2 protein-coding genes are annotated in these 1,450 nt (G+C 62.2%); both read right to left on the bottom strand.

The window, feature by feature from the left end:
* Positions 1–414 precede the first annotated feature (414 nt).
* Complete coding sequence (locus tag ACWDRB_RS67805; protein WP_449912902.1) at positions 415–876, bottom strand: tyrosine-type recombinase/integrase; 462 nt, start codon at positions 874–876, stop codon at positions 415–417.
* On the bottom strand, positions 771–1,193 hold the full coding sequence (locus tag ACWDRB_RS67810) for a hypothetical protein (protein ID WP_449912900.1): 423 nt from the start codon (positions 1,191–1,193) through the stop codon (positions 771–773). Before ACWDRB_RS67810 ends, ACWDRB_RS67805 begins: the two co-directional genes overlap by 106 nt.
* Between the last annotated feature and the right edge of the window lie 257 nt (positions 1,194–1,450).

Raw genomic sequence — 1,450 nt, forward strand, 5'->3', positions numbered from 1 at the left:
GCGAGATAGCCATGTACCGACACGAGCTATCACGTTCCGTCACCACCGAAAGTGGGCCAGAGCCCAGTCAGTGGTGTATCTCGATCTTGTTTGATTAACGGGTGGTCGGGGTCAGGCGGCCTTCGAAGGTGATGGCGAAGGCGTTCATAGCGGCTTTCCAGCGAGTGATCCAGCGTTTGCGGCCTTTGCAAGCGGCAGCGCCGGCTGTCGGGAGTGGATTCGAGCCGTCATGAAGCGGCCAACGCGCCAGCTCTCGGCAGTTGACTGCGCCTGCCCCGTTCTGGCGGACATGTTCCCGACCGAAAGAAACCGTGGGGTGTCGAGAGGGAATGCCGGTCAGTGCTGAGTGGACGCCAGCAGGCTAAACCGTTAACTCTGCGGACTTTCCATACGAGGGTCGTTCACCTGGACCGGTTAGGGCTTTGGAATGTTGAATAGCGCGCTGGCGGCGGTAATGACAGGTTGCACGGCGTCGAGGACAAGATCTCTCTGGGCTGGGGTGTGCTGATTGGAGTAGGTGGCGGTTCTCTGGTAGGAGGAGCGGCCTGCGATGAGTTGCATGATGCCGGGGGCGACGCCGCCGTCGCGGATCATGGTGATCATGGTGTGGCGGAGGGCGTGTGGGGTGATGTGTTTGGCCAGGCCGCGTTCGTGGGCGAGGGTGAGGGCCGGTGCAAGGGCGCGGTTGCGCTGGCCGTGGTAGTCGATGTAGCCGCCGGTACGGTTCTGGAAGAGCGGCTGGTCGGCGTGGCATTCCTCTATTCGGCGGGTTAGCTGGGTTGCGAGGTCTGGGCTGATGGGGACGACGCGCTGTTTCTTGCCTTTGGGGTAGGGCTTGAGTTGCCATCGGCGGCGGCCGGTGTTTTCGTCGAGCAGCTAGGCGTAGGTCTGGACGTCGTGGAGTTGGGGCCTGCGGGGTCGAGGTGGGTGACGTGGAGGCCGGCGATTTCGCCCCAGCGGAGGCCGGTGGCCATTTCGGTGATGATGAACAGGGCGGTGTCGGGGTCGATGTCGTGGACGGCTGTGAGGTAGAGGGCGACTTCGGGGCCGTAGAGAACGGCTCGTGAAGTTACTGGCGTGGTCGGCAGGCGGAAGCCGGTGCAGGTCGCATGATGATAGGACGCGGGGGCGGGCGGATGCGGCGCGCGGAGATGATCAAACGTCGACCGCCACATGATGAGATGCGGGAACATGATCTTGGGCAGATCATTAACGACCCGCTGGCATCGTCCAAAACAGGCTTTCGACCTACGGTGATGTCGGTAGGGCGGGTGGGACTTGAACCCACGACCCACGGATTATGAGAATCCTCGGTTGATGTCGCTCAGTGTCGTGATCTCAGGGAATTGCCGGTTGGTAGTTGTGCTCGAAATGGGTGAGGACAAGTGCTGCGCGGGCGATGTCGCCGATTCTGCTGGGGCTGACAGTGATGTGCTGGAGGGTCCGCCAC

The organism is Nonomuraea sp. NPDC003707 (genome assembly GCF_053587055.1).

Bases quoted from the DNA above. Each gene is read 5' to 3' on its own strand.
- ACWDRB_RS67810 (WP_449912900.1), bottom strand. From the start codon at position 1,193: ATGTTCCCGCATCTCATCATGTGGCGGTCGACGTTTGATCATCTCCGC.